At 54.8% G+C, this 20,342-nt stretch carries 18 protein-coding genes; 15 read left to right on the top strand and 3 right to left on the bottom strand.

Annotated elements, in window-relative coordinates; genetic code table 11:
- Window positions 1-36: 36 nt before the first annotated feature.
- The 7 genes from tolQ to JI62_RS17805 all read left to right on the top strand — a co-directional run bounded on the left by tolQ (window position 37) and on the right by JI62_RS17805 (window position 5,933).
- A complete protein-coding gene (gene tolQ, locus JI62_RS17835) occupies window positions 37-732 on the top strand; it encodes a protein TolQ (RefSeq protein ID WP_007114222.1) in 696 nt (231 codons plus the stop codon).
- An 11-nt stretch (window positions 733-743) separates the two neighbouring features.
- Window positions 744-1,181, top strand: coding sequence for a protein TolR (gene tolR / locus JI62_RS17830; protein WP_088701468.1), 438 nt, complete (start codon window positions 744-746; stop codon window positions 1,179-1,181).
- Between the two features lie 13 nt (window positions 1,182-1,194).
- A complete protein-coding gene (tolA, locus tag JI62_RS17825; protein WP_240513292.1) occupies window positions 1,195-2,364 on the top strand; it encodes a cell envelope integrity protein TolA in 1,170 nt (389 codons plus the stop codon).
- Window positions 2,364-3,656: a Tol-Pal system beta propeller repeat protein TolB gene (gene tolB / locus JI62_RS17820; RefSeq protein ID WP_088701467.1), complete on the top strand. Its 1,293-nt coding sequence runs from the start codon at window positions 2,364-2,366 to the stop codon at window positions 3,654-3,656. Before tolA ends, tolB begins: the two co-directional genes overlap by 1 nt.
- Window positions 3,657-3,710: 54 nt before the next feature.
- A complete protein-coding gene (gene pal / locus JI62_RS17815) occupies window positions 3,711-4,250 on the top strand; it encodes a peptidoglycan-associated lipoprotein Pal (protein ID WP_088701466.1) in 540 nt (179 codons plus the stop codon).
- Window positions 4,251-4,329: 79 nt separating this feature from the next.
- Window positions 4,330-5,136: a tol-pal system protein YbgF gene (ybgF, locus tag JI62_RS17810; protein ID WP_088701465.1), complete on the top strand. Its 807-nt coding sequence runs from the start codon at window positions 4,330-4,332 to the stop codon at window positions 5,134-5,136.
- 35 nt (window positions 5,137-5,171) lie between these two features.
- On the top strand, window positions 5,172-5,933 hold the full coding sequence (locus tag JI62_RS17805; protein ID WP_088701464.1) for a YciK family oxidoreductase: 762 nt from the start codon (window positions 5,172-5,174) through the stop codon (window positions 5,931-5,933).
- A 61-nt stretch (window positions 5,934-5,994) separates the two neighbouring features.
- On the opposite strand, the gene JI62_RS17800 is transcribed toward JI62_RS17805, so the two are convergent.
- Together JI62_RS17800 and ubiG are read right to left on the bottom strand one after the other, a co-directional pair.
- Complete coding sequence (locus JI62_RS17800) at window positions 5,995-6,663, bottom strand: HAD-IA family hydrolase (RefSeq protein WP_088701463.1); 669 nt, start codon at window positions 6,661-6,663, stop codon at window positions 5,995-5,997.
- Complete coding sequence (ubiG, locus tag JI62_RS17795) at window positions 6,664-7,407, bottom strand: bifunctional 2-polyprenyl-6-hydroxyphenol methylase/3-demethylubiquinol 3-O-methyltransferase UbiG (RefSeq protein ID WP_088701462.1); 744 nt, start codon at window positions 7,405-7,407, stop codon at window positions 6,664-6,666.
- Between the two features lie 170 nt (window positions 7,408-7,577).
- On the opposite strand from ubiG, the gene galU reads away from it, so the two are divergent.
- From galU to JI62_RS17760, 7 genes are all read left to right on the top strand, one after another.
- Window positions 7,578-8,468 (top strand): UTP--glucose-1-phosphate uridylyltransferase GalU, encoded by an 891-nt coding sequence (gene galU / locus JI62_RS17790; RefSeq protein WP_088701461.1) that lies wholly within the window; start codon window positions 7,578-7,580, stop codon window positions 8,466-8,468.
- A gap of 3 nt (window positions 8,469-8,471) precedes the next feature.
- The gene (locus JI62_RS17785) at window positions 8,472-9,764 is read left to right on the top strand and encodes a nucleotide sugar dehydrogenase (protein ID WP_088701460.1); all 1,293 of its coding nucleotides are present in this window, start codon (window positions 8,472-8,474) and stop codon (window positions 9,762-9,764) included.
- 9 nt (window positions 9,765-9,773) lie between these two features.
- On the top strand, window positions 9,774-10,595 hold the full coding sequence (locus JI62_RS17780) for a hypothetical protein (RefSeq protein ID WP_088701459.1): 822 nt from the start codon (window positions 9,774-9,776) through the stop codon (window positions 10,593-10,595).
- Between the two features lie 104 nt (window positions 10,596-10,699).
- Window positions 10,700-12,553, top strand: a complete 1,854-nt coding sequence (gene tamA / locus JI62_RS17775) for an autotransporter assembly complex protein TamA (RefSeq protein ID WP_088701458.1) — start codon at window positions 10,700-10,702, stop codon at window positions 12,551-12,553.
- A 48-nt stretch (window positions 12,554-12,601) separates the two neighbouring features.
- Complete coding sequence (tamB, locus tag JI62_RS17770; RefSeq protein ID WP_170938598.1) at window positions 12,602-16,615, top strand: autotransporter assembly complex protein TamB; 4,014 nt, start codon at window positions 12,602-12,604, stop codon at window positions 16,613-16,615.
- Window positions 16,616-16,626: 11 nt separating this feature from the next.
- Entirely contained in the window at window positions 16,627-17,259 is a 633-nt protein-coding gene (gene msrA / locus JI62_RS17765) for a peptide-methionine (S)-S-oxide reductase MsrA (RefSeq protein ID WP_088701456.1), read from the top strand.
- A gap of 50 nt (window positions 17,260-17,309) precedes the next feature.
- A complete protein-coding gene (locus JI62_RS17760; protein ID WP_088701455.1) occupies window positions 17,310-17,837 on the top strand; it encodes a c-type cytochrome in 528 nt (175 codons plus the stop codon).
- A gap of 94 nt (window positions 17,838-17,931) precedes the next feature.
- On the opposite strand, the gene can is transcribed toward JI62_RS17760, so the two are convergent.
- Window positions 17,932-18,579, bottom strand: a complete 648-nt coding sequence (can, locus tag JI62_RS17755; protein ID WP_088701454.1) for a carbonate dehydratase — start codon at window positions 18,577-18,579, stop codon at window positions 17,932-17,934.
- A 219-nt stretch (window positions 18,580-18,798) separates the two neighbouring features.
- Here can and gorA point away from each other — a divergent pair, with 219 nt between their 5' ends.
- Window positions 18,799-20,181 (top strand): glutathione-disulfide reductase, encoded by a 1,383-nt coding sequence (gorA, locus tag JI62_RS17750; protein ID WP_088701453.1) that lies wholly within the window; start codon window positions 18,799-18,801, stop codon window positions 20,179-20,181.
- Window positions 20,182-20,342 lie beyond the last annotated feature (161 nt).

Here is a 20,342-nt window from a genome sequence, read left to right as displayed (position 1 = left end):
GGCAATCCCGACCCTAATAGATTGATGAGGGCACCTGTGAACGATAACACCATGTCCATTCCCCATTTGATAATGAATGCCAGCACTGTGGTGCAACTGGTAATGCTGCTACTGCTGGTGGGGTCAATCCTCTCTTGGGTAGTGATTTTTCAGCGCAGTATTGCGCTGGGCCGCGCCAAAAAAGAGTACAACCAGTTTGAGGAGTCTTTTTGGTCTGGTGTCGACTTAAATGAGCTTTACCGTGAGATCCCGGCTGATGACCCACGCCATGGAGCCGAGCATATTTTTCAAGCCGGTTTCCGCGAGTTTAACCGTTTGATGCCTAAAACCCGTGATCCGGATACCGTGCTGGAAGGTGTGCAACGCAGCATGCGGGTCGCGTGGTCTCGTGAAGAGGATCGCTTAACTCAGCATTTAGTGTTTCTTGCCACGGTAGCCTCAGCCAGCCCCTATATCGGTTTGTTCGGCACTGTATGGGGCATCATGGGGTCGTTTCAGGCACTATCACTGACCCAACAAGCGACCCTTGCTACGGTAGCTCCTTGGATTGCTGAAGCGCTTATTGCCACAGCCATGGGCCTATTTGCGGCGATTCCTGCGGTGATTTTCTATAACCGCCTATCCAACTCATCTTCTCGCCTGCTGGGCAAATATGAAGACTTTGCCGAAGAGTTTCACGCTATCCTGCACCGCAACTTGCAAGGTCGTGACGGCAAACCGAGCGCCAGCTAAGGGAGAGAGCCATGCAAGGACCATTCAATCGTAGCGGTAAAAGCAAGCCAATGGCGGAGATTAATGTTGTCCCCTTCATTGACATTATGTTGGTACTGCTGGTGGTCTTTATGATCACCGCGCCCATGCTGACCCAGGGCGTACAAGTTGAGTTGCCGCAAGTCACTTCTCAGCCCATTGATACCCAGGAAGATAATGATCCTATCATTATCTCGGTCGATGGCGACGGTGGGTATTTCATTACGCTGGGAGAAGACTCCACCTCGGTCACGCTGGAGGAGATGTCGTCAAGAGTGACCACGATTCTTGAACGGAGTCCAGGTACGCCGGTCATGGTTCGTGGTGATCGCAACGTGGCCTATGGACAGATCGTCGTATTGATGAGCACTCTGCAAGGCGCCGGCGTCGCTAATGTGGGGCTGCTTTCTGAGCCGCCGCAAGATGGGTAAGGGCAAGGCGCACATGGCACTGAAATCCCCGCGCGATCCCCAAGATGTCGGCTATAAGTGGCCGACTGTTCTGGCGATAGGTGTGCACTTGGCAATTGTAGCGTTTAGCTTGATTAGCCTGCCTAGTCGAAACGCAGAGCCTGATAGCTCTTCGATCGTACAGGCAACGCTGGTAAGCACCGAAACCTTTACTGACCAGGCGCAGCAGGCAACGGAAGAGCAAGCGGCAATGAATGCGCCTGCCGAAGCACCCACCGAGCCTGATGCCCCGGAAGAGCCTTCAGCCAGTGAAGAGCAGGCTGCCGCCGAGGAGCAAGCGGCAGAAGAGGCCGCCCAGCAGGCGGCGGAAGCTGAAGCACAAGCGTTAGAAGAAGCACGTGCGGCCGCGGAGGCTGAGGCCCAGCGTCGGGCTGAAGAGGCGGCAGCTCAAGCTGAGCAACAGGCGGCAGAAGCGGCTGAACGTGAAGCTGAAGCGGAAGCTGCCGCGCAGCGCCAGCGTGAAGTGGAAGAGGCACAGCGCCAACAGGAAGCCGCAGAGCAGCAGCGCCGTGAAGAGGAAGAGGCTGCTCGTCAACGCGAAGCTGAAGAGCAGCAGCGTCGTGAGGCGGAAGAAGCTGAACGCCAGCGTGAAGCGGCGGAGCAGAAGCGCCGTGAAGAAGAGGAGGCCGCGCGTCAACGCGAGGCTGAAGAGCAGCGCCTTCGAGAGCAAGAGGAGGCACAGCGGGAGCGCGAGGCAGAAGCGCAACGCCAGCGTGAAGCCGAAGAGCAGCAGCGTCGTGAAGCAGAAGCCGAGCGGCAGCGCGAAGCAGCGGAAGCTGCAGAAGCGGCCATGCAACGCCAGCTGGCCGGTGAGGCAGAAGCGGCAGCCAACGCCCAGCAAGCTGAGCAGGCGGCGAATAATTTCAGTAACATAATGAAACGAGCTATTGAACAAGCTTGGATAATTCCCGCTGGATCGAGTGATAGTATGCGGGCTTCTGTTAATGTGCGTCTGGGGCCGTCGGGGGAGGTATTATTAGTAAACGTAACATCATCAAGTGGCGATAATGCCTTTGACCAATCCATTGTTCAGGCGGTCGAGCAAGCGGCACCGTTTTCTGAGCTACTACAGTTAACAGACGCTCAACAGCGCGAAATCCGACGCAATATCACTTTGAACTTTTCCCCAGGGGGAGTCCGTTGATGCAAACTCAAGTGTTAAAAAAGTTTTGGTTATTATGCTTGCTGATCACTTTTAGCAGTGTGGCTAGCGCTAACTTAACCATTGAGATCACGCGGGGCAGTGATCAGGCGTTGCCGATAGGGGTAGTGCCGTTCGCTGGCTCAGACGGCCTGCCCGAAGATGTCGCCCAGATTGTCCAGGATGACCTTGAACGCAGTGGCTATTTTGCTCCTCTAGAGCGTAGCGCTATGTTCGAGCAGCCGAGCCAATCTGACGATGTGCAATTCGGCACCTGGCGTTCGCTCGACGTTCGCTACCTTGTGGTCGGTCGGGCGGCACAAACTGACGGCGGCTTCGAACTACAGTTCGAACTGATGGATATTAGCGGGCAGCGCCGGATGATAGGTGAAACCGTAACGGTTCGGGGCAATGATCTGCGTGGCGCTGCCCACTACATCAGTGATCAAATCTTTGAAGAGATTACCGATATCCGTGGTGCGTTCTCCACCAAAATTGCTTACGTCACAGCCCAAGGTATTGGTGACAATATGCAGTTTGGTCTGTACGTTGCCGATGCCGATGGCCGACGTAGTGAGCAGGTGTTGACCTCAGATGAACCGATCATGTCACCCGCTTGGTCGCCTGATGGTACCAAGCTTGCCTATGTCTCCTTTGAGACTGAGCGTCCGGCAATCTATATTCAGGATGTGGCCACCGGCCAGCGCGTACAAGCTACCTCATTCGATGGCATAAATGGTGCGCCAGCGTGGTCACCGGATGGGCGACGTATTGCCATGTCGCTGTCTAAAGATGGCCAGCCTGAAATTTACATTATGGATGTTGCCAACCGTTCCGTTGAGCGCATTACCAATAACAACAGCATTGACACGGAACCCGCTTGGGCGCCGGATGGGCGCAGCCTGTTGTTTACTTCGGATCGCAGCGGCGGCCCACAGCTATATCAATACACGCTGGGTGGTGGAGAGGCTCAGCGCCTGACATTTACCGGTAATTACAATGCCCGCGGACGCTATTCACCGGATGGCGAGCAGATATTCTTGATTCACCGCTCTAGCCGAGGTTACCAAGTAGCGAGGCAGGATCTAAGTGGCGATCGCTTGGTGGTGTTGAGTGAATCAACAAGAGATGAATCTCCTAGTGTTGCGCCGAACGGGACCATGGTAATCTTCGCTACCCAACAGGGTAATAGTGGGGTACTAAGTGCTGTGTCTGCCGATGGCCGCTCTTCATTCAGGCTGCCATCAGCACAAGGCGATGTCCGTGATCCAGCTTGGTCACCCTTCTTAAATTGATCAAATCAATTGATTGATATCGAAATTTTTAGTTTTCAGGCAAGGAGTCTGATTATGCAAATTAAACCGTTGGCTCGCTCATTAGCAGCAGCGCTATCTATCGTGGTAATTGCTGGCTGTTCCAGCACCGGCGGAACCCAAGACGGTGACTCGTACGGTAGCCAGGATGGCAGCACAACCGGTTCCAGCACCTCGGGTACAGGCACAGGCAGTCAGTATGGCTCTACTTCTGGTTCCGGTGCTGGTCAGCAGGCTGATTCACGCATTCCAGAGGTACGCACGATCTATTTCGATTTTGATCGCGATACGATCAAGAGTGAGTACGAATCTGTGGTAATGGCTCATGCGCGCTATTTGCGTGCCAACCCTAATGCCCAGGTGGTTCTCCATGGACATACGGATGAGCGTGGTACCCGTGAGTACAACATGGCACTTGGTGAGCGTCGTGCTAACGCCGTGCAGCGTTTCCTAAACATCCAGGGTGTTTCTTCTTCACAAATGAGCGTGGTTAGCTATGGCGAAGAGCGTCCGGCCGTCAACGGTCAAGACGACAGTGCCTACGCTCAGAACCGTCGTGTTGTGTTTAACTACTAAGCATTAACTATTGAGTGTTTAACCACTGATGAATCCGGCGTGCGGTTAACCGCACGCCGTTTACGTCTCCGGAGTCATCATGAATCACAGTCTCAAGCGTTACGTTGGGAGGCTGTGCGGTGCGGGAGCCATTGCGCTCCCGCTGTCCGTATTGTCCCTAACGGCCACCGCTCAACAGCCGCTCGTACAAGATCTCTCTAACTCTTCCGCTGACACTTCCAACAGCAGCTTCTACCAGCAGACGCAGCGGCAGGAAGCGTCAAGCGGCAATCTTGTACTGTTTAACCAGGTGCAGGAGCACCAGCAGGAGATCCAGCAGCTACGTGGGCAGATTGAAGAGTTGCGCCACCAGTTGGAACAGCTGCGTCGCCAATCGCAGCAGCAGTATCTCGACATTGAAGATCGCCTTATGAGCAGCGGCCCAACCCAGATCGAGCAGGCAACGCCAGCGGTAGAACCTGAAGCCGCCGAGGAAGTTGTCAATGCACCTTCTAGCCGTAATGTGAGTGAAGATGCCCAAGCCGATTATCAAGCGGCCTTTGCGCATGTTCAGGCACGTCGTTTTGACGAAGCGATTGCGGCCTTTGAAGCCTTTGTGAGCGACCATCCTGATACTAGTCTAACGGCTAATGGCCACTACTGGCTGGGTGAGCTATACGCGGCAGAGGGCGAGCTGGATGCCGCTGACCAGGCGTTTAGCCGCGTGATCGAGGAGTATAGCGGCAGCAGTAAAGTGCCGGATGCGATGTATAAGTTAGGCTTGGTGAAGGCGCGTAAAGGCGAAGCAGAGCGCAGCCGTGAGTTGCTTGAGCAAGTGCGCGATGATTATCCGCAAAGTAGTGCTGCAGGCCTTGCTAACGATTTCTTACGCCAATCAGCAAGTTAATATTTTTTGATCTATTTTTGCTTCAGGGAATCAGCATGAGCTGCAAGATCGACTATCAACCAGCGCCCAACCTATTGGAAAATCGCATCGTGTTGGTAACCGGCGCAGGGGACGGCATTGGCCGTGCGGCAGCGTTGAGCTACGCCCAGCACGGCGCTACGGTGATTCTGTTGGGGCGCACTATTGCCAAGTTAGAGCGTGTCTATGATGAAATCGAAGCGGCCGGTGGCCCACAGCCAGCGATTTTTCCGCTTAACTTTGAGGGCGCCACACTAAAAGATTTCCATGATATGGCGGAGACGTTGGATAAAGAGTTTGGGCGCTTGGACGGTTTGCTGCATAACGCTGGGCTGTTAGGCCGCATCACGCCCTTTGAGCAGTACAATCCCGAGCTTTGGCAGCAGGTCATGCAGGTCAATATTAATGGGCCCATCTGGATGACCCAGGCGCTACTGCCTCTGCTGCAGGCGTCCGATGATGCGTCGGTTATTTTTACCTCCTCCAGCGTTGGCCGCAAAGGTCGCGCCTATTGGGGTGCTTACTCCGTATCTAAGTTTGCCACTGAAGGTTTTGTAGAGGTGCTGGCCGACGAGTTGGATAATCAGACCAACATCCGGGTTAATTCGCTCAATCCGGGAGCGACACGCACCCAAATGCGCCGTACTGCGTTTCCCGGTGAAGATCCTTTCACACTTCGCGCACCAGAAGACATTATGCCGACCTACTTGTGGCTTATGGGGCCAGACAGTGCAGGCACCAGCGGCCAAAAAATTGATGCCCAGCCGCCCCGGGTATAGCGCTTGATTGCAGGCCTTATAAGAGTCGATGCCCTCGGTAATCAAGCGCTTGAAGTTATCGCTAGCGTTTGAAACCGTTCAGGGCATCGACCAGCGCGTCACACTCACCAAACCACAAATCAGCAGGCCACTGCTGGTAGTCATCCTCTTCGCTGATATAGCCGTAGCCAACGGCCACGGCCGTCATCCCCGCAGCGACGGCAGCCTCAATGTCTCGGGCGTGATCGCCGATATACCAACACTGTTCAGGCTCAACGCCTAGCCGTCGGGCAGCCTCCCAAAGTGGCTCAGGCGCTGGTTTTTTTACACTTAGGTCATCCGCACAAAGCAGGGCGCCTGGCTGAAGCGCCAAGGCTTCCAGCAGAGGGAGGGTGTAGCGGCGCGGCTTATTGGTCACAATCCCCCAGGGGCGTTGATCGCCATGCCACTCTTTCAACCATACATCGAGTGGCGAGAAAACCCGGCTGTGTACAGCGACAGCCTGCTCATAGGTATCGAGCAGAAATTGGCGTGCCTGAGTATGCCCATCCGAGGTGGCTTCTAACCCAAGGGCCAATGTAACCAGCGCACTCCCGCCGTTAGAGACCTGTCGGCGAATCACGTCAAAGGGGAGTGGGTCTAAGCCATGGTGAATGCGTAGCGTGTTCGTTGCTTGGGCTAAATCTGGCGCGGTATCGACCAGGGTGCCGTCTAGATCAAAGAGTATGGCTTGAGGCGCATGCATCGGCATTTAGTCGCTTACCTTACGGCAGTACATCATGTAATTGACCGAAACATCATGGCTGACCAGACGATAGTGGCGGGTTAGCGGATTGTAGGTCAGGCCTGTCTGTTCACGTACTTCTAAACCACTGTCTCGAGACCAGGCTGCCATTTCTGAAGGGCGAATAAATTTCGCATAGTTATGCGTGCCCCGGGGGAGCAGTCTAAGCACGTACTCAGCGCCCAAAATGGCAAACGCGTAAGATTTGGCGGTGCGGTTCAGGGTAGAGAAAAATACAAAGCCACCTGGACGAACCAGGGCGCTACAGGCGCGAATGACGGATGCCGGGTCGGGGACATGCTCAAGCATCTCCATGCAGGTCACTGCATCGTAAAACCCCGGTTTTTGAGCTGCCATAGCCTCCACGCTGATGTGTTGGTAATCAATCTCAACGCCGCGCTCTTCCGCATGCAATCTGGCGACGGCTAATGGCGCTTCACCCAGGTCAATGCCCGTCACTTTAGCCCCGCGGTTGGCCATGGACTCACTTAAAATGCCACCGCCACAACCTACATCCAGCACTTTTTTACCCGCCAGTCCCGCTCGCGCATCAATAAAGTCGAGGCGCAGGGGATTAATTTCGTGGAGCGGTTTAAATTCACCTTGCGGATCCCACCAGCGGCTGGCGAGTGCTTCAAATTTAGCGACTTCGCCTGCATCGACGTTGCCTTGATAGTGACCAGCAGTGCTATCCTGTGGTGTCGCTTGCATGTTGTGACTCCCATTGTCATTGAGCATTAAGCAATCATTGACGCTTAATCACTGGTTATAATCTATTTGCACTGGTTATCGTCCATTGGCGAGGTGGCATCCATCCACGCCTTCAGTATTATGGACATTCTAACCACTCCTGTGTCGGAACGCATGAAAAGGACCTCTCTATGATTCGCAAGGCCGTACTTCCTGTCGCTGGGTTTGGCACCCGCTGCTTGCCGGCTTCGAAGGCTATTCCAAAGGAGATGATTACGATTGTCGATAGACCAGTCATTCAATATGTCGTTGAAGAAGCGATAGCCGCGGGGATTCGCGAAATTGTACTGGTCACCAGTAGTAATAAAAGCGCGATCGAAAACCACTTTGACACCCACGCCGAGCTGGAAGCCAGCCTGGAAGCAAAAGGTAAACACGAACTTTTGGAGATGTTGCGCAACCTGGTGCCAGATAATGTCAGCATCATCAGCATTCGCCAGGGAGTACCGTTAGGGCTGGGCCATGCGGTGCTCTGCGCTCGCCCGATCATTGGCGACAACGAACCTTTTGCCGTGCTGCTGCCCGACGTGCTGGTCGATAATAGTGCCAACCCAGCGACCGACTTGGCGGGCATGTTGGCAGCCTATGATCAGCAGCAAACAGCGCAACTGATGGTGGAAGAGGTGGCTTGGGAACACGTCGAAAAGTATGGCATCGTGGCGCCTGCCGGTGATGTGCCCGCGCCTAATCAATCGGCAGATCTGGTGGGTATGGTGGAGAAGCCAAAGCGTGATGCAGCGCCCTCAAATTTAGCGGTGATTGGCCGTTATGCGCTGCCGGGCCATATTTTCCCTATTTTAGCAGCCACTAAGCCCGGTGCCGGTGGTGAAATCCAGCTAACCGATGCGCTTGAAACGCTACGCGAACAGTCGGGCGTCCAGGCCTATCGCATGCAGGGCACTACCTACGATTGCGGTCAGCCGCTGGGATATCTTGAAGCCACCCTTGCCTATGCGCGTCGGCATCCTGAGTTTGGCGAGGGCTTCAAAGCCTTGCTGTCACGTTACCACCAAGGAGAGTAACCCATGAGGGTGTTACTTTACGGTAGCGAATTAAGCGCCGCGACGGCAGCCGCTGCGTTAGCCTGGGTGGGCCATCAGGTGCAGTGGTTACCTCATTCCGATGCGCCCTGGTCAGTGCTTTCTCAGGTGGATTGGCTACGTAGCGAACCTCAACTAATGGCGCACCTTGAACAGGGGTTGGCGGAAGGGACTCTGCAGGTCATTGATCAGCTTAAGGATGCGATCATTCCTGAAGTGATCTGGCTGGCGTTATCGCCCGCACAGCGCAATTCCGCCAGTACGCTTGTTGAAGATTCGCTACTGGCTGATCAGCAGGGCATTGTGCTTATCAATAACTCAACGTTTCCCGTCGGTGAGACCGAGCGTCTACATGCGTTGATGGGCACCCAGCACACTAGCGTGGCACTCCCTGATACGCTGGAAGAGGGCCGGGCGTGGGACTCGTTTACCCGTCCCTCCAGGCGACTGCTGGGGTGTGATGATGCCACCGGCGAACAGGTAACCAGGGAGCTATTACGCGCCTTTAATCGCCGCAGCGAGGTCTTCCAGTGTATGCCGCGCCGCGCGGCGGAGCTCACTAAGCTGGCGATTAACGGCATGCTCGCTACGCGCATCAGTTATATGAATGAAATTGCGGGCTTGGCTGATACTCTGGGGGTGGATGTGGAGCATGTCCGGCAGGGGATGGGCGCCGACTCGCGTATTGGTTTTGAATACCTGTACCCCGGGTGTGGGTTTGGCGGGCCTAACTTCTCACGGGATTTGATTCGCCTGGCCGATGTTCAGCTACAAAGTGGCCGTTATTCAGCGCTGCTTGAGCAGGTGATGGATATCAACGAGCAGAAGAAAGAGACCCTGTTCCGCAAGTTATGGGCTCACTTTGCTGGCGAGATGGCGGGTAAAACAGTGGCGATTTGGGGCGCCGCGTTTAAACCCGGCACTGCGCGTATTGACCATGCTCCGGTATTAACGCTGCTTGAAGCGCTGTGGGCGCAGGGGGTTAACGTTCAGCTTCACGACCCAGCGGCGGTGCCTGCTCTGCGCGCTTTGGTAGGCGAGCGTGACGACCTGGTGACTTATACCCATGACCCCTATCAGGCCTGTGAGGGGGCCGATGCCCTGATGCTGGTGACCGAATGGAAAACGTATTGGAACCCTGACTGGCACCGACTCGGCTCGCTATTAAACGCTAAACTCGTATTGGATGGGCGCAATATTTACGATCCTGAGTTTGTTGCCAGCTGTGGATTAATGTACCGAGGTATTGGCCGCCGTGCCGACCCGAAGACTCTTTGAGGAAATGTCATGCCAGACGCTACCGCATCCTCTCGTATTGTGCCCGATGTGGATCAAAGCTTGACGGCGCAACATCTACGCCATCGAAAAGGGCCGACAATATGGCCGTTATGGCTATGTTTGCTGCTGATCATTGCGCTATTGGGCGCGGCGGCAGTTGGACTGTGGTACGAACGTGAACGACTGCTGGATGAGATTCACCGGGTGAGTGGGGAGGTCTCTAATGTGCATGCTCGGTTGGATTCGGATGACACAGATGTACAAGATACGATAACCTTTGTACAAGCTCAGATGTCGACACTCTTCCAAGAGCAGGAGCAGCTTGCCACCTCGTTGGCAGCCACCCGGGAAGAGTTATACGGTTTCCTCACCACTAGTGAGGACACGGTCTCAAGCGACTCGATCAACACGCTGATGCAGCAGCTGTCTCAGCTTAGGGAGCAAGCCGAATTGCGCGACAGCCAATTGATGGCGGTGCGAGAATCGCTTGACGCCTTGGAACAAACGGGGGCATCGGGTCGTCAAAATCTCGTTGCAGAGGTCTCCCATCTGGAGCAATTGACCGAACAGCGGATCGAGGAACTGGATAGCCAACTCAATAGCGTGACCACTGCTTGGGAAGAGCAGTTGTCAGCCCAGAGAGCTGCAATTGAGGATCGCTTTGATGAATTGGAAACGTCCGTTGCAGCGGTCGAAGCCCCGGCAGATCAGGCAGCCCTGGAAGAACTGGAGCAACAGTGGACTCAACGCCTGAATTCGCTGGAAAGCGATGTGCGCCAAGTACGACAAGCACAGCTTGCGTTCAGTGCCCAGCTAGAGATGTTGCGTTAACGAATTGCATCGAGTGTATGAGTGCGACTGCCTAAGCGTTGACATGCCAATGCATGGCAATGTTTAGGCGATGAAGCCGCTGATTTAGGTTGGGATAAAAATGTATGGGAAGACAACGGCAATGGACATTAGCCACTGGACGCACGTTTTTTGCGGTGCTACCGCTATTATGCATATCGCATGGCGCATGGGCCTTGGAAGCGACCATCGAGGGCGTTTCCAATGAGGTCGAAGGCAATATCCAAGCCTATTTACAGAACATCGATGCAGCGCAATATACTGAGGTGCGCCTGGAGGGCGAAGTTCGCCGACGCACCCAGGAAGCAATGCGTGTTTATGGCTACTACGAGCCTGACATAACCCTTGAGCGGGCCACGGATGAGCGCGTCTGGCTTGAAATCGAGCCGGGCCCCCAGGTTGAAATTGAAATTCTGTCAATCAATGTGGAGGGCGATGCAAGCGAAGATCCCCCTTTTCAACAGGCCGTAAAGGACTTTCCACTAAAGGAGGGGGATGCGCTGCGCCATGCCCCGTGGGATCGCTTGAGCAGTCAGTTTTCAGGATTGGCTATCGAGCGTGGCTACTTTGACTGGGGGTTTACTGATCGACGTATGGAAGTACGCCCCTATTTGCAAAGTGCGCGACTCTATATGGATTTTGATAGCGGTCCCCGATATCAATTTGGTGCCACCTCTATCACCGGCAGTCATATTGAGCTAGACAGGTTGCGGCGCATGCAGCCTTTCGAGCAAGGCGATCCCTATTTGGCCCAATCCCTAGCGGAATATAATCAATCGCTCGCTGAAACCGGCTGGTTCAGCTCGGTCTCTGTTCGTCCCCGTCTTGAAACAGCCCAAGAGTTATCGATCGCTCCTTCTGGCGGTGGTGCCCCCTGGTGGAGTGAAGCCACTGCATCGCAGCCTGAGCGACCACGTTTAAGCAGCGCAGCACTTGCTAGCGCGCTGCGTATTAATAAGCGCGATGATGCTCAGCTACCTATCGATATCAGCGTAACGCCTGCTGATCGTCACCAGTTCGAAGTGGGTATTGGTTATGCGACTGATGTAGGGCCAAGGCTGCGGTTTGGTTGGGATCAACCATGGATTAACCGCTATGGTCATAGTCTTGATCACGACCTCTATTTATCCGCCCCGGAGCAGCGTTTTACCGGTGTCTACAACGTGCCCCTTGAGGATCCGCTTCGCGACAGCTATCGGCTTCAGTATGGGGTTCGTAACGTCGATGACAGCGACACCAAGTCGCTAGAAGGCACCGTTGAACTGGCTCGTCGGTGGCAGTTTGATAATGATTGGGTACAAACCCTCTATTTTCGTACTACCTATGAGGACTTCGAACAGGGCGGCGAGGCAGATGAGGTATGGCTGTTCTATCCCGGCATTCAGTGGTCACGTACGCGAACACGCCCTCAGCGCTTCCCATTATGGGGTGACCGCCAGCAGCTCTCGATAGAGTATTCGGACACCGTTTGGGGATCGGATGCGACATTTGCTCGTATCACGGGAGATACGGAGTGGATCCGTATGGTCGGCAACGATAATCGCTTCTTGGCGCGCGTAAGTGTAGGCGCCATTGAAACCGATGATTTTGCCAAAATACCGCCATCGCTGCGTTTTTTCGCGGGTGGCGATCGCAGTGTACGCGGTTACTCCTATGAGAGCTTATCTCCCCGCAATGATGAGGGCCGACTGCGCGGTGGGCAGCAAATGCTCACCTCGACCCTGGAGTATCAGCGCCGGGTGACGGGGGATTGGTGGGGGGCCACTTTTGTCGATAACGGCGACGCCTTTGATAACTGGGGGCCTAATGATTTGAAAACCGGTGCCGGTGCCGGGGTGCGCTGGGTCTCGCCGGTGGGGCCAATACGTTTTGACATCGCCCACCCCTTCGACCACGAAGACGATTGGCGTTTGCACTTTTCCATCGGGCCGGAATTCTAGGAGAGAGACTTGTCGCAGGTTGAACCAGCTACATCTGATAAACGCCGTATGTTGTCCCCCCGTTATCGCGCTTGGCTTCTGCTCTGGAGCTTTGTGCGTTTGGTTATCGTGCTACCCATTTGGCTGTTCGGCATTGTGGCGCTACTGGTTGGGGTGGCGTTATCTCCCTGGGGCACCGGCGTGCTGCTCTCCCAGGGTGAGCAGCGTGATTTTTTCTCCTACGCGCATCATGAAGGTGGCTTGCTCGACCATTTTCAGCTCGAAGGTTTCCAGCTACAGCTGGGCGAAACCCGTATAAGCGTGGATGAGTTCGAACTCCAGTGGTCAGATGATTGTGTGCTGTCAGGGCGCTTATGCATCGACACACTGCGTGTGGTGGGCGCCGACATCCAGCTAGGCCCATCCGGTGAGCAAGCGCCACCTCCCGAAGAGGAGGGGTCGTCGCTGGCGATTCGTTTTCCATTTCCCATCGAGCTCCGTTCTCTCCTGCTGGACGATGTTAGCCTACGGCTAGCCGATGGGACACAGGTGGCGTGGCGCTCCTTTAGCTCAGCCGCCGTTGCCGAAGGAAGCGAAGTGCGACTCTCGCCGACTCACTTGGAGCAACTTCGCCTCTATTTACTACCCTCATCGGGCGTTCTACTAACCCAGGGTATTGAAACACCGCTTCAGGCCGAAGCCATCGATGGTGCTATCCTGCTCAACCAGCCACCCCAAGAGGCGTTGGTGGCAGTGGAATCACCAGAGCAGCAGCTTGAAGAACGCGAGCGCCTGGAACTACCAGAGATCACGCTACCGGTTGATATCCAGTTACCTGAATTCACGCTTAACGATTTTCGATTGGAAGGGGCCGCCGAGTATCGCGTCGAGCGGCTGCGGCTTGGGTTGCTGACCGAAGGTGATCACGTCGAAGTCACCGAGCTTTCCGTTGTTACCCCGGACGCCGAGGCTGAATTAACCGCGAATGCCACTTTAAACGGCAATTATCCGCTCGAAGCACGTTTAGCAGTCGAACTTTTTTTACCCGAGATATACCCAGCGTTAAGTGGTGAGTCTTTAACCTTGATGCTGTCTGGCCCACTGGATGCGCTTGAAGCGCAGTTGGACGCTTCCGGCGCGGTCAATGCATCCTTGAGGGGGCAAGTCGACGCACTCGCCCCGACGCTGCCGTTCCAACTGCAGCTACAAAGTGACCAATTACAGTGGCCTTTGCCTGTCAGTACAGATGAGAGTAGCAATGAGAGCGTCGATACCAGCGCTGAAGAGGGGACAGCCCAAGCCTATACAGTCGATGACCTGGATCTACAGGTAACCGGCAGCCTGAGCGATTATAGTGCTCAATTGGCTCTGGCGGTCGAGGGCCCGAGCCTGCCGCGCACTCAAATTAACGTCACTGGAGAGGGCGATCTTGAGCAGTTTAGCTGGCAACCGCTCACCCTTGCTGTCGACGAGAGTTCCCTGCGCAGCGAAGGCAACATCCGTTGGGCAGCGCCGCTTCAGGTCAACACTACTATTCGTCTGGATCAGTTTAACCCTGCCCACTTCGTCGATCAGCTAGACGGTGATTTAAACGGCGATATTGAGCTTAGATTGCATCAGCAAGGGGATCTGTGGGCTATTAGCGTGCCCGACTTAGCGATCGAAGGTGAGCTGCGCGACTACCCGCTAACCCTACAAGCGGCCTTTGATGCTAACAGCAATCTGGAATTGGATATTGACGAGTTGCTGTTTACCCAGGGGGAGAATCGCTTAACAGCAGAGGGGCAAATTAGCCAACAGGCGATGTCATTGAATGCGGATATTGCCCTGCGCCAGCTGCAAACCCTTTCGCCAGATTTGGCGGGCACTATTGTGGGTACGTTAGAGGCTAGCGGCAGCTTTGATCAGCCTCAATTACTCGCCAACTTACAGGGCGATGGCATACGTTTTGGTGAAAACCGCGTTGAGCGGTTTGCGTTAGATGCCGATGTACAGGGCATTGATGATCCTACTCTGGATGTACAACTGGCGCTACAAAACGTCAATGCAGGAGGGCAGTCGCTGACAAACATCGAAGCAAATCTGGCTGGTCGCCTCTCAGAGCATCGGCTGGAGCTGAGCGCCCAAGGCGCCGACAACAGCACTCTTAGCCGGGCGCAGCTTGCTTTGGATGGCCGTTTTGACCAGCAGAACCAGCTGTATCAAGCTCGCTTGACACCGATGGAAATTGATTCTGAGGCAGGAGATATTCGCCTTGAAGCCCCTATGGACGTGCGCTACAACCTAGCTAATGGCGAGGCACGTCTGTCGACGTTCTGTCTGCGCCGTGAGCAGGGTGGGCTGGTCTGCTCCGAAGAGGAGATCGTCGCTTCTGCACAACAGGGCAACGCTGTGCTTACGGTACGCGAAGTGCCAATGGAAATGTTGGAGCCTTTCCTGCCGGAAGAGTGGCAGTTAGAGGGCGACACAACCGCGGATCTCGTCGCCAACTGGCGCCAGGGTGGAGCCCGATGGCAGGCTGATCTGCAAATTCTTAGCGAGCTCGCGATTACTGCCGTTAATGATTATGGCCAGCCTGTGCAACTGCCGGAAATCAGTTTAGACGCTCAGATTGAAGCCACCCAATCTCAGGCGGATGCCAATGTATCGCTCTCGCTAGCTGAGGCGGGTGACCTCAACTTAGACCTGTCGGTCAACGACCCATTGGGGGCCGGCGCATTATCAGGTGAACTACGTGCAAACAACGTGTCTCTGCAGCCTTATCGACCCATGTTGGTGGGAATGGATCGCTTAGAAGGCGATTTATCGGGCAGCGTGCAAATTACCGGCACCACTGCGGCCCCTGATTTACAGGGCCAGCTCGGCCTACGCGGTATCGGGGTAAGTGGCCCGGATATTCCTGTGGATATTCAGGGGGGCGAACTGGTGGTCTCCTTCGACGGTGAGCAGGGGGATATTGACGGCTATCTGGCCGCTGAGCGCGGGCGTTTGGAAATCACCGGTGATGCTTATTGGCCAAGCGGTGATGACTGGCGGATTGGCATCGACCTGGATGCTGTGCAGGAGCCTATCCTGGTCGTGCTACCTCAGTTTGGACGTCTTGAAGTCGCGCCTGATATCCGTATCCGGGTCACGCCGGAAAGGCTGCAAGTAAGGGGGGATGTGAATTTGCCCTGGGCACGGCTTGAAATTGGCGATATGCCCTCGTCAGCGGTGACCCCAAGTGGCGATGAAGTGATTATTACTGAACGCGATGATCGCCAGGCAGAAATTGAGGCTCAGCGGGCGGCTGCCAATGAGGAAGGCCCCAGCGCCGCGGATGAACTGGCCGCTACTGGCATGGAGATTGATGTGCTGGTGACCTTAACCTTGGGCCGTGATATGCAAATTTCAGCCTACGGCCTGGAATCCGGATTGGGAGGCGCGCTGGAAATTCGCCAAAGCAGCGGGGCGTTGCAGCTGTTTGGTGACGTTAATTTGGTCGACGGTCGTTTTCAGGCGTTCGGCCAAGACCTGGTTATTCGACGCGGTGAACTGCTGTTTAGCGGGCCGCCAGGGTTGCCAACACTCGACTTCGAAGCCATTCGCAACCCTGACGTCACCGAAGATGATGTCATTGCGGGCTTGCGGGTAACCGGCAGCGCCGAAGCCCCGAACGTACTGATCTTTTCTGAACCCGCAATGGACGAGTCCCGCGCGCTTTCTTACCTATTACGGGGTCGCGCGCCTGATGCTTCGGGGGGCGGGGTGGATAGCGCCCTGACCACCGCGTTGATTGGTATGTCGTTAGGGCGTACCGGCGGGGCGGTAGGTTCCATTGGTGAAGCCTTCGGTATTGATGACTTGACGCTGGATACCGCCGGAGCCGGTGACGACAGTCAAGTCGCTGTCAGTGGTCAACTCACCGATGATCTTAGAATTAGTTACGGTGTGGGACTTTTCTCGCCGATTGCCGAACTAACACTGCGCTACACGCTGTGGCGTAACCTTTATGTGCAGGCCGTGTCGGGTACCAATCAAGCGGTGGATTTAATCTACACCTTTACCCGTTCCGGTAATCCCGAAATCATTCAGCAGCAATAAGTGAGGGCGATATGTCACTATTTTCAAACGCTAGCTCTGGTTCAGGCCGGGTACTGCCTGGTCGTGATACGCCCATAGAAACAAGCCAGGTGCATACTATTAATGGGCACTCGCTCCATCCGCCATTTCCCGAGGGCCATGAAGAGATAGTGCTGGGTATGGGCTGTTTCTGGGGCGTAGAGCGCCTGTTTTGGCAACTACCAGGCGTTTATGTCACCGCGGCGGGGTATGCTGGTGGAGAAACCCCAAACCCCACCTATGAGGAGACGTGCACAGGGCGTACTGGCCACACAGAAGTGGTGCGGGTAATTTATGACCCTAAGCAAATCGATCTGGAAACATTGCTACAGGTTTTCTGGGAACAGCATGATCCGACCCAGGGTAATCGCCAGGGCAACGATATTGGTTCCCAGTACCGCTCTGCTATTTTCACCACCAGTGAAGCGCAGCAAACGGCAGCCGAGCAGAGTGCAGCTGCGTATCAGCAGGCACTCGATAAGGCGGGTAGAGGGGCGATCACCACTGAGATAAAGCCACTTGAAACCTTTTATTACGCAGAGGCCTACCATCAGCAGTACCTCGATAAAAATCCCAATGGCTACTGTGGGCTAAAAGGGACTGGCGTCACGTGTCCAATAGGATAAAACGCACTTCATTAGCCATTTTACCAACGCATCATCGACAGGAAGCCATTATGCAGCAGCGCTATCACTTACAGTGGGCTTCCCCGCGCAGTGCGACAGCCAGCGTCCTGGCACTAATCTTATCCATGCCGCTGGCTTGGGCAGGCGATGAGGCAAGTGACTTAGCCATGCCTCAGGCGGTTAGCGATACGCCATTCGCAAACGAACGCGAAGCCGTGATTTGGCGCCGCGAAGAGCTTAAAGATATTGAGAGTCTGGTGCGTCAGCTGCGCTTTGATCTCATCAATAACCAAGATATTGAAGCCGCAACGCCGCGATTGCTTGAGCTGCAAGAGCGCGCCAGTGCGCAACGCCTGTTGCCTGCCTTTATTGAGGGCACACACGGCAGTGGTTCTGAAGCGCGGGCCTCTATATGGGAGGAGTGGGATCAGTTCACTGACGGTTTTACCGACCTTGAGGATAAAATCGCCAATTTGATAGAGGTGGCCGAACAACAGGATCCCCGTGATACCGCACGCGCGCTTTCAGAGGTAGGAGCGAGCTGTAAAAGTTGCCATCGTGCTTACCGCTACGACTAGCGTAGCGGTAAGTCTTGGAGATAGGTCGTGGAGATAACCCTTGGAAATAGCCCTTGGAAATCGCTATTTGAAAAGTAGGCGCTGGGGAGGGCGCTTAGTCGCCTTGCTGGAGGCGATCAATACGGTAAAGTGTTTCCACTTGCTCTAAACCACTTATAGTGCAATTAAGATCTTTCACGCGTCCGTCGCTTAGCCCATAGACCCAGCCATGCACAGAGATTTGTTGGCCACGCTGCCAGGCACGTTGCAGAATCTTGGTGCGGCATAAACTGTTTACCTGGGCTTTAACGTTAAGCTCACACATGCGGTCGATTTGATCTTCAACCGGGAGATGCTCCAGCGAGCTCCGGTGGTGGTTGTACTGTTCACGAACCGAATGCAGCCAGTAATCCACCACGCCGCATTCGCCTCCCGTCATGGCGGCCTTAATGCCCCCACATCCATAGTGGCCGACAATCATGATATGGCTGACCTTGAGTACATCTACCGCGAACTGAACCACCGACAGCGCGTTCATATCCGTGTGATGGAGTAGATTGGCGACGTTGCGATGGACGAAAACCTCGCCAGGCGGGAGAGCGATAATTTGATTCGCTGGCACTCGGCTGTCGGAGCAGCCAATCCATAAATAATCAGGGTTTTGCTGATTCGAGAGACGTTTAAAGTAGTCGGGGTCTTCTTCACACATGCGCTCAGCCCAGGCGCGGTTATTATCGAGTAGCGTCGCAATAGGGTCAGACATAGCGTCTCCAGTAAGGTTAAAGGGTGTCGAATCACTGGTAGGCAAGCGAGATATCAAACCCTACTCAGTATAAAATTAGGGACTTTATAAAATATGCGCCAGCACAAAAGTGCAGCTGAAGGTTTTAACCTCCCCGGACAGTCAGGTCAACCGCCACACTTGGCCCTTTGACAATACGATGATTGACTCACACGAATTTTAACTCCCCAGGAGCAAATCATGGCAGACGTTTCAGAATACGAATATGACCTTCTGGTTATCGGTGCGGGCTCTGGTGGTGTGCGAGCTGCGCGCATGGCAGCCGCCACCGGGGCCAAGGTGGCGATTGCCGAAGATCGCTACCTGGGTGGAACCTGCGTCAATGTGGGCTGTGTGCCCAAAAAACTCTACTCCTACGCTGCCCATTTTCATGACAGCTTTGACGATGCGGCAGGCTTTGGGTGGCAGCTATCCGGCCCTGCGCGTTTTGATTGGGCTACATTGCGTGACAACAAAATTAGTGAAATCAAACGCCTCAATGGAATTTATCAGCGCATGCTGGAGGGGGCTGGGGTCACACTGTTTAACGCTCGAGCACGCCTGGCCGATGCACATACGGTAACGCTAAGTGGCGAGCATGGTGATATTTCTGTGACCGCGCGCAAAATCCTCCTCGCTACCGGTGGATGGCCATGGGTGCCCGATTTTCCAGGGAGTGAATACGCCCTGAACTCCAATCAGATTTTTGATCTGGATACCTTCCCCAAACGCTTTTTAGCACTGGGGGGTGGCTATATTGCGGTGGAGTTCTCCAGCATCTTTAATGGACTGGGCAGCGAGACGCACCTTATCTACCGCGGTGAACTGTTTTTGAAAGGCTTTGACCAACAGGTACGTGAGTTCACCCGCGCTGAAATGGAGAGAAAGGGAGTCAATCTTCACTTCAACACTAATATTGAGCGTATTGAACCCAGCCAGGGTGCCTACACTGTGCATCTCACTAACGGCGATGTGCTTGAGGTCGACGTAGTGCTCGCGGCTACGGGGCGGAAAGCCAATATCCGCGACCTAGGGCTTGAAGCGTTGGGATTGGGCTTGGATGACGCGGGTAAAATCCCCGTGAATGAACGGTTTGAAACAGCGCTGCCTTCAGTGTTAGCGCTAGGCGACCTAACGGCTGGGCCCGAATTGACGCCGGTCGCCTTGGCAGAGGCCATGCAGCTTGTGGACGTCCACTTTGCCGATACGGCTCCCAAACCGTTGGACTACACCACGATTCCTACCGCCGTTTTTTGCCACCCCAACATCGGTACCGTGGGGCTGTCTGAGGAGGCTGCGCGGGAAAAATTTGCCAATATTCGCGTCTATAGCACCGATTTTCGTGCCATGAAGCACACGCTATCGGGCAGTCAAGAGCGCACCTTAATGAAGCTGATCGTGGACGATGCCTCTGATGTAGTGGTGGGGGCACATATGGTGGGGGATGATGCGGGTGAAATCATTCAGGGTATTGCCATTGCAGTAAGGGCGGGGCTTACCAAGCAGGACTTTGACCGCACTGTAGGCATCCATCCTACAGGCGCCGAGGAGTTCGTTACGTTGCGCACGCTCACTCGCACATAGTAGCCCCATGTTAAACAGGCGTGCCGTTTGGCGCGCCTTTTTTTGGCTTGTGCACTACTCTAAAACGATAGCAGTTAAGTGGCCGAGGGCTGTCGCATGGTTGTACTGGTTAGCTATAACAAAAAATTATGGAAAGCGGGGTGGAGAATAATATGGCTTTT

This window comes from Halomonas campaniensis (genome assembly GCF_002211105.1).
GTDB classification, from domain to species: domain Bacteria; phylum Pseudomonadota; class Gammaproteobacteria; order Pseudomonadales; family Halomonadaceae; genus Vreelandella; species Vreelandella campaniensis_A.
Note: the sequence above shows the minus strand (reverse complement) of the source record. Positions and strands in the feature narration are given on the sequence as shown.

Excerpts from the sequence above, each read along its gene's own strand:
- tolR (WP_088701468.1), top strand. The coding sequence starts at position 744 with ATGCAAGGACCATTCAATCGTAGCGGTAAAAGCAAGCCAATGGCGGAG.
- tolA (WP_240513292.1), top strand. The coding sequence starts at position 1,195 with ATGGCACTGAAATCCCCGCGCGATCCCCAAGATGTCGGCTATAAGTGG.
- tolB (WP_088701467.1), top strand. The coding sequence starts at position 2,364 with ATGCAAACTCAAGTGTTAAAAAAGTTTTGGTTATTATGCTTGCTGATC.
- pal (WP_088701466.1), top strand. The coding sequence starts at position 3,711 with ATGCAAATTAAACCGTTGGCTCGCTCATTAGCAGCAGCGCTATCTATC.
- ybgF (WP_088701465.1), top strand. The coding sequence starts at position 4,330 with ATGAATCACAGTCTCAAGCGTTACGTTGGGAGGCTGTGCGGTGCGGGA.
- JI62_RS17805 (WP_088701464.1), top strand. The coding sequence starts at position 5,172 with ATGAGCTGCAAGATCGACTATCAACCAGCGCCCAACCTATTGGAAAAT.
- JI62_RS17800 (WP_088701463.1), bottom strand. The coding sequence starts at position 6,663 with ATGCCGATGCATGCGCCTCAAGCCATACTCTTTGATCTAGACGGCACC.
- ubiG (WP_088701462.1), bottom strand. The coding sequence starts at position 7,407 with ATGCAAGCGACACCACAGGATAGCACTGCTGGTCACTATCAAGGCAAC.
- galU (WP_088701461.1), top strand. The coding sequence starts at position 7,578 with ATGATTCGCAAGGCCGTACTTCCTGTCGCTGGGTTTGGCACCCGCTGC.
- JI62_RS17785 (WP_088701460.1), top strand. The coding sequence starts at position 8,472 with ATGAGGGTGTTACTTTACGGTAGCGAATTAAGCGCCGCGACGGCAGCC.
- JI62_RS17780 (WP_088701459.1), top strand. The coding sequence starts at position 9,774 with ATGCCAGACGCTACCGCATCCTCTCGTATTGTGCCCGATGTGGATCAA.
- tamA (WP_088701458.1), top strand. The coding sequence starts at position 10,700 with ATGGGAAGACAACGGCAATGGACATTAGCCACTGGACGCACGTTTTTT.
- tamB (WP_170938598.1), top strand. The coding sequence starts at position 12,602 with ATGTTGTCCCCCCGTTATCGCGCTTGGCTTCTGCTCTGGAGCTTTGTG.
- msrA (WP_088701456.1), top strand. The coding sequence starts at position 16,627 with ATGTCACTATTTTCAAACGCTAGCTCTGGTTCAGGCCGGGTACTGCCT.
- JI62_RS17760 (WP_088701455.1), top strand. The coding sequence starts at position 17,310 with ATGCAGCAGCGCTATCACTTACAGTGGGCTTCCCCGCGCAGTGCGACA.
- can (WP_088701454.1), bottom strand. The coding sequence starts at position 18,579 with ATGTCTGACCCTATTGCGACGCTACTCGATAATAACCGCGCCTGGGCT.
- gorA (WP_088701453.1), top strand. The coding sequence starts at position 18,799 with ATGGCAGACGTTTCAGAATACGAATATGACCTTCTGGTTATCGGTGCG.